The 5,695-nt window shown below is 71.2% G+C and carries 5 protein-coding genes; 4 read left to right on the forward strand and 1 reads right to left on the reverse strand.

What is annotated here, in order from left to right:
• The first annotated feature begins 376 nt into the window (after positions 1–376).
• The 4 genes from AB0I18_RS51475 (at position 377) to AB0I18_RS51490 (ending at position 4,109) form a co-directional block, all read left to right on the forward strand.
• Entirely contained in the window at positions 377–751 is a 375-nt protein-coding gene (locus AB0I18_RS51475) for a hypothetical protein (RefSeq protein WP_363112796.1), read from the forward strand.
• A 448-nt stretch (positions 752–1,199) separates the two neighbouring features.
• On the forward strand, positions 1,200–2,249 hold the full coding sequence (locus tag AB0I18_RS51480; RefSeq protein WP_363112797.1) for an ATP-binding cassette domain-containing protein: 1,050 nt from the start codon (positions 1,200–1,202) through the stop codon (positions 2,247–2,249).
• Positions 2,246–3,106, forward strand: coding sequence for an ABC transporter permease (locus tag AB0I18_RS51485; RefSeq protein WP_363112798.1), 861 nt, complete (start codon positions 2,246–2,248; stop codon positions 3,104–3,106). Before AB0I18_RS51480 ends, AB0I18_RS51485 begins: the two co-directional genes overlap by 4 nt.
• A 118-nt stretch (positions 3,107–3,224) precedes the next feature.
• Entirely contained in the window at positions 3,225–4,109 is an 885-nt protein-coding gene (locus AB0I18_RS51490) for a hypothetical protein (RefSeq protein WP_363112799.1), read from the forward strand.
• Here AB0I18_RS51490 and AB0I18_RS51495 read toward each other — a convergent pair.
• A complete protein-coding gene (locus AB0I18_RS51495; RefSeq protein WP_363112800.1) occupies positions 4,000–5,346 on the reverse strand; it encodes a PLP-dependent aminotransferase family protein in 1,347 nt (448 codons plus the stop codon). The genes AB0I18_RS51490 and AB0I18_RS51495 overlap by 110 nt on opposite strands.
• Positions 5,347–5,695: the final 349 nt, after the last annotated feature.

Below are 5,695 nucleotides of genomic sequence, written 5' to 3' on the forward strand. Positions count from 1 at the left end.
CCCCGACCCCGCCTTACGACCCTTGGCCTTCGTCTTTTGGCCTTATGTCTTTTGTCTTTTAGGGGCGCGGGGAACTGCGCACCCAGCCCCCACCGGCCCGCAGTGATCACACCGCCCCAAGCCCCCCGGTCTTTCGTCTTTAGGGGCGCGGGGAACTGCGCGACAAGCCCCCACCGGCCCGCACGCTACGAACCAACCCGAGCCACCCCAATCCTTTAGGGGCGCGGGGAACTGCGCGATCAGCCACAGGCGGCCCGCACCGTACAAACAAACCACGGCACCCCCAGCCTTCAGGGCGGCGCAGCCGGGTCCCGACTTGCCGGCACACCCGCTGAGGTGTGCTCTGGAAGGCAGGGCGAGGAGAGAGGACCCTGCCATGGCTCACGCGGCACCCGCATCAAAGGCACCCGGCGTCACAAAACTCGCCGCCCCCACACTCGGCGGCATCGTCTACGGCCTCTGGACCGCGACCATCGACCGCGACGCAGGCCCGATCACCGGCTGGAACGCCCTCCTGGGCATCGCGTCGGCGGTCGTCTTCGCCGCCGTCGCCTACGGCATCCACGCCATCGCCCCCCGCCTGCCGCGCGAGCTACGCGCACTCGCCTGGACGGCGTTCACGGGCATCGCGTTCGGCTTCCTCTACAGCCTCACCGACGCCAGCGTCCTGAAGTCCGCGGGCCTGGCGTGCGTGGTCGCCGCGGGCGTGTTCGGGGTGGTCTTCTACCGGTACTACACGACCGAGGACTGACGGCATCTCCACGTTCGCGAGGCCCCGGCTCCCCGAGCCGGGGCCTCGCAGATGTGCGGGCGGCCCGGGTTCCACCCACGGAGCCCCGTTCCGGGCCGCCCGTCTCCCCGGACTCGCTGCCCGCCGGGCACCCACACCCGGCGCGAGCCCGAGGCGTTCTTTTCCCCAGGACCAGGAAACACCCGTTCGGGTGAACCCTCCACCGGAGACCCACCGGCCACAGTGCTTCAGGCGAATCTCTCTGCCGCCCACCGATGAGTTTCCGTTCGCCCAGGGGTCTGCATCTCAGGACCTACCAAGGAGTGCGTCGCGAGACCGATGCCTTTCAGGGTCGGCGGAAGCACCCTGGAAGACCCATGGAAGCGACGCGCGGGAACCCGGCAGTACGAGCGAACGACGAGCGGCAACCACGAGAAGCCATGAGCACGACGCGGATGGGCGGACAGACATGAAGAGCAGCAACCGAACCGACCAGTGGGCCGGGCCGGCCATCGAGACGGCGGGCCTGGTGAAAACCTTCGGTGACAACCGCGCCGTCGACGGCGTGGACCTGCGTATCGAGGCCGGCACGGTCTACGGCCTGCTCGGTCCGAACGGCGCGGGCAAGACCACGACCGTACGCATGCTGGCGACCCTGCTGCGTCCTGACGGCGGCGAGGCCCACGTCTTCGGCCACGACGTCGTACGGGAGGCGGACGTGGTCCGCAGCCGGGTGAGCCTCACCGGCCAGTACGCCTCGGTGGACGAGGACCTGACCGGGACGGAGAACCTCGTGCTGCTGGCCCGTCTGACGGGGCACGGCAAGAAGGCCTCGTACGCCCGCGCCGGCCAACTCCTCGACGCCTTCGGCCTGTCGGAGGCGGCAGGGCGGCAAGTGAAGAACTACTCCGGTGGCATGCGGCGGCGTATCGACATCGCCGCGTCCATCCTCAACACGCCGGACCTGCTGTTCCTGGATGAGCCGACGACGGGGCTCGACCCGCGCAGCCGTAACCAGGTCTGGGAGATCGTACGAGCGGTCGTCGCCCAGGGCACGACCGTCCTGCTCACCACCCAGTACCTGGACGAGGCCGACCAGTTGGCGTCCCGGATCGCCGTCATCGACAAGGGCAAGGTGATCGCCGAGGGCACGAAGGGCGAGCTGAAGGCGTCGGTCGGGGCGGGGGCGGTGCACGTACGGCTGCGGGACGCGCACCAACGCCCGGAGGCGGAGCGGCTGTTGACGCTGGCTCTTGACGCCGAGGTGCAGTTGGAGCCGGACCCGGTGGCGTTGACCGCCAGGGTCGGCAATGGCTCGGCGAACGGGCGCGGTGCTGCCGAGAAGGCGTCGCACGCGCTCGCCGAACTGGCCCACGCGGGCATCACCGTCGACAACTTCTCGCTGGGTCAGCCGAGTCTGGACGAGGTCTTCCTGGCCCTCACCGGCACCAACGAGCACACGCAGGACAAGCAGACGGACGAGAAGCTGGACGAGAAGACGGAAGAGGCCACGGCATGAGTACCGCGACCCAGACCAAGCAGACCACCGACACCGCCGAGCTCGCATCGGTCAGCACCGAGAGCCTCGCCGCCCTGCTCGTCGCCACCGAGCGCCCGCCGCGCCCGAACGCGGTCCAGACGTCCCTCACCTTCGGCTGGCGGGCGATCCTCAAGATCAAACACGTGCCCGAGCAGCTCTTCGACGTGACGGCGTTCCCGATCATGATGGTGCTGATGTACACGTACCTGTTCGGGGGCGCGCTGGCCGGCTCCCCGAGCGAGTACATCCAGTACCTGCTCCCCGGCATCCTCGTGATGTCGGTCGTCATGATCACGATGTACACCGGCCTCTCGGTCAACATCGACATCGAGAAGGGCGTCTTCGACCGCTTCCGCTCGCTCCCCATCTGGCGCCCGTCGACGCTGGTCGGCTATCTGCTCGGTGACGCCCTGCGCTACACGATGGCGTCGGTCGTGATGCTGACGGTCGGGCTGATCATGGGCTTCCGCCCGGACGGCGGCTTCGTCGGCGTTCTGGCGGGCGTGGTGCTGCTCCTCGTCTTCTCCTTCGCCTTCTCCTGGGTGTGGACGATGTTCGGGCTGCTGCTGCGCACCGAGAAGTCGGTCATGGGCGTCAGCATGATGATCCTGTTCCCGCTGACCTTCCTCAGCGACATCTTCGTACGTCCCGAGACGATGCCCGGCTGGCTCCAGGCCTTCGTCAACAACAACCCGATCACCCACCTGTCCTCGGCGGTCCGCGACCTGATGGACGGCTCCTGGCCGAGCGCGGAGATCGCGTGGACGCTGGGCTGGGCCGGGCTGTTCGTGGCGGTCTTCGGACCGGTGACGATGCGGCTCTACAACCGCAAGTAGCCAGGCCGGGCGAGAGGCAGGTGGGCCGTCCCCCGGAAGAACGTATTCCGCGTCCGGATGCAGTCACCCCGGTCGTGCCCCGATGGCGGCGGGCGCGGCCGGGGCTCCTGCTTGAGGGGTGCGGAAAGTCCTCTCGGCCGTGCTGATCGTGCTCGCCTGCGTCCTCGTGCCGCTGGGCGGTCTTTCGGCGTGGGTGAAGTACGAGATCGGCGACACCGGGCGGTACGTCGCCACGATGGCGCCGCTCGCCGCCGGCCCCGACCTGCGGGGAGCGGTCACCGACTCGGTCACCGACGGGATCATGACGGAGGTCCGGGTCGGGCCGCTGGAGGGGGAGGTCCGCGCGTACGTGCACCGGGCGGTGCGGTCCTTCACCGGGACCGAGGCCTTCCGTACGGCGTGGGACTCGGCGAACCGGGCCGCGCACGACACCGTACTGCGGGCCCTGCGCGGCGACCGCGAGGGCGCCGTCACCCTCGACCTCGCGCCCGTCACCACCCAGCTGAAGACCCGGCTGACCGACGACCGGGTGCCGATGGCGGACCGCATCCCCGTCGAGCACACCGAGATCACGGTCCTTCAGGCCCAGGAGCTGCGCACGCTCCGAAAGGGGTTCCACGTGCTGGAGATCGCGGGCTGCTGGCTCCCCCTCGCCGCGGCCGCCCTGGCCGTCGGCGGCATCCTGCTCGCGGTACACCGCCGCCGCGCCGTCACCGCCACCGCGCTCGGCCTGGCCCTGGGCGCCGCGCTGCTGGCCCTGGCGACGGCCGTCGGCCGCGCGCTGACCCTCGCCGGCCTACCCCCGGACGTCTCCCGAGCGGCCGTGGCCGCGGTCTACGACGCCCTGACCGCCACGCTCCGCACGGCCACCTGGCTCATCCTGGCCCTCGGCCTCACGGTGGCCTTGGCGGCCTGGCTCGCGGATCACTGCGCGCGACGTCGCGCAACGTCCGCAGCGCCCGCCCCAGCACCACCATCGAAACCGACCCGATCCCGAGTCTGACGGCGTCCGGCGCGCCGTTCGGTCCCACCGCGAAGGCCGGTCCCGGCGTGATCGCGATCCCGTGCGCCAGGGCGGCCGCCGTGAACGTGTCCGCGCGCCAGGCCCCGGGCAGCTCCCACCAGGCGTAGTACGCGCACGGATCGGCCCGCACGGCGAAGCCGCCGAGGATCTCCGCGACGAGCCGCTGCCGCCGCACCGCGTCCGTCCGCTTGCCCTCGACGAGCCGGTCCACCGTCCCGTCCCGGATCCACCGCGTGCCCGCCTCCAGCGCGAACCGCCCCGCCGTCCACCCGCCCGACCACAGCGCCCCCGCCACGTCCTCGACCCGCCCCTCGGGCACGACGAGAAACCCGAGCGTCAGCCCCGGCACGACCCGCTTGGACAGCCCGTCGACGACATGGACACGCTCGGGGGCGTACGAGGCGAACGGCACGTCGTCCCTCCGGAGGAAGGACCAGATACGGTCCTCGACGACCGGCAGGTCCAACTCCCTGATCAGAGCAGCCAGTTCACGCTTCCTCCCGTCCCCCATCGTCACCGACGTCGGGTTGTGCAGCGTCGGCTGGACGTACACGGCCGAGAGCGGCGCGGCACGGTGGGCGGCGGCCACGGCGTCGGGCAGCAGCCCCTCCTCGTCGGTGGCGAGCGGCACGAGCGTGCTGCCGATCCGTCCCGCGATCTCCTTGACCAGCGGATGCGTCAGCGCCTCGACGCCGACGCGGCCGCCCGGGCGTACGACGGAGGCGAGCGCGCCGGCGATGGCCTGCCGCGCGTTCCCGGCGAAGAGCAACCGCTCCGGAGCAGGCCGCCAGCCCGGGCCCGCCAGCAGCCCGGCGACGGCCTCGCGGGCGGCGGCCGTACCGGTGGCGGACACGGTCCGGGTCGCCTCCCCCAGCACATCGGTCCGCAGCAGCGGCGCGAGCCCGGCCGCCAGCAGCTCCGACTGCCCTTCCAGCACCGGGTAGTTGAGCTCCAGGTTGACCGGCGCATCGCTCACGGCCTCGGCGAGCGCCCGCCCCGACGGCACCGGCGCGGCCCGTACGAAGGTGCCCCGCCCGACCTCCCCGACGACCAGGCCCCGCCGCACCAACTCCGCGTACACCCGCCCCGCCGTGGACCCGGCGATCCGCCGCCGCCGGGCGAACACCCGCTGCGGCGGCAGCCGTTCGCCGGCCTTGAGCCGCCCCGAGAGGATCTCCTCGGCCAGCCGGTCGGCGATCCGCCGATAGTCCTCCACGCCCGCCCCTCCTTCCGATCGCCCCGATTGCACCGATTGGTGAGCGACGCCCAGGGTCCGACTCATGGCTCCCTTCCTCGCATACGAGGACAAAGGCGCGCACGACTCAACGCACGATGATCCGTACGCCTGCCGAGGGCCTGACGAGGGTTGTTCGTCTGCGGGTTCGGTGGGGGCTGGTCGCGCAGTTCCTCGCGCCCCTGAAAGACTGGGGTGGCTTGGGGTGGTGTGATCACTGCGGGCCGGTGGGGGCTGGGTGGCGTCGAAGTTGGCGGCGAGCGGCATCGTGCGGCCGGCGTGATGGAGTTCGGCCGCGGTGAGGGATCGGGTCAGGGTGATTTCCAGGGCG

Source organism: Streptomyces sp. NPDC050704, from assembly GCF_040654355.1.
Classification (GTDB): Bacteria; Actinomycetota; Actinomycetes; order Streptomycetales; family Streptomycetaceae; genus Streptomyces.